Raw genomic sequence first — 1,275 nt, 5'->3', positions numbered from 1 at the left:
TCGTGACTGCGTGCCTTTTGAAGAATGAGCCTGCGAGTTAGCGGTGTGTAGCGAGGTTAACCCGTGTGGGGAAGCCGTAGCGAAAGCGAGTCCGAACAGGGCGACCGTAGTTGCACGCTCTAGACCCGAAGCGGAGTGATCTAGCCATGGGCAGGTTGAAGCGGCTGTAAGAGGTCGTGGAGGACCGAACCCACCAGGGTTGAAAACCTGGGGGATGACCTGTGGTTAGGGGTGAAAGGCCAATCAAACTCCGTGATAGCTGGTTCTCCCCGAAATGCATTTAGGTGCAGCGTCGTGTGTTTCTTGCCGGAGGTAGAGCACTGGATAGGCGATGGGCCCTACCGGGTTACTGACCTTAGCCAAACTCCGAATGCCGGTAAGTGAGAGCGCGGCAGTGAGACTGTGGGGGATAAGCTCCATGGTCGAGAGGGAAACAGCCCAGAGCATCGACTAAGGCCCCTAAGCGTACGCTAAGTGGGAAAGGATGTGGAGTCGCAGAGACAACCAGGAGGTTGGCTTAGAAGCAGCCACCCTTGAAAGAGTGCGTAATAGCTCACTGGTCAAGTGATTCCGCGCCGACAATGTAGCGGGGCTCAAGCGTACCGCCGAAGTCGTGTCATTGCAGCATGAGGGCCAACGCCCGCTGTGATGGGTAGGGGAGCGTCGTGTGCCGGGTGAAGCCGCGCCGGAAGGCAGTGGTGGACGGTTCACGAGTGAGAATGCAGGCATGAGTAGCGATACACACGTGGGAAACGTGTGCGCCGATTGACTAAGGGTTCCTGGGTCAAGCTGATCTGCCCAGGGTAAGTCGGGACCTAAGGCGAGGCCGACAGGCGTAGTCGATGGATAACCGGTTGATATTCCGGTACCCGCTGTGAAGCGTCAAACATCGAGCATCGTGATGCTAAGGCCGTGAAGCCGTTCCGGACCCTTCGGGGAATGGAAAGTGGTGGAGCCGCCGGCCCAAGCGGTTAGTAGGTGAGTGATGGGGTGACGCAGGAAGGTAGTCCATCCCGGGCGGTGGTTGTCCCGGGGTAAGGGTGTAGCCCGTGCGATAGGTAAATCCGTCGCACATGCAGGGTGAGACCTGATGCCGAGCCGATTGTGGTGAAGTGGATGATCCTATGCTGTCGAGAAAAGCCTCTAGCGAGTTTCATGGCGGCCCGTACCCTAAACCGACTCAGGTGGTCAGGTAGAGAATACCGAGGCGTTCGGGTGAACTATGGTTAAGGAACTCGGCAAAATGCCCCCGTAACTTCGGGAGAAGGGGGGCCA

Annotated in this window: 1 rRNA gene; it reads left to right on the top strand. The window is 57.9% G+C overall.

Annotated features, from left to right (window positions below):
- Positions 1 to 1,275: ribosomal RNA gene (locus ACFWEG_RS29050) — 23S ribosomal RNA — on the top strand; the annotation flags it as partial.

The organism is Streptomyces sp. NPDC060194 (assembly GCF_042728285.1).
Taxonomy (GTDB): Bacteria; Actinomycetota; Actinomycetes; order Streptomycetales; family Streptomycetaceae; genus Streptomyces.
Note: the sequence above shows the minus strand (reverse complement) of the source record. Positions and strands in the feature narration are given on the sequence as shown.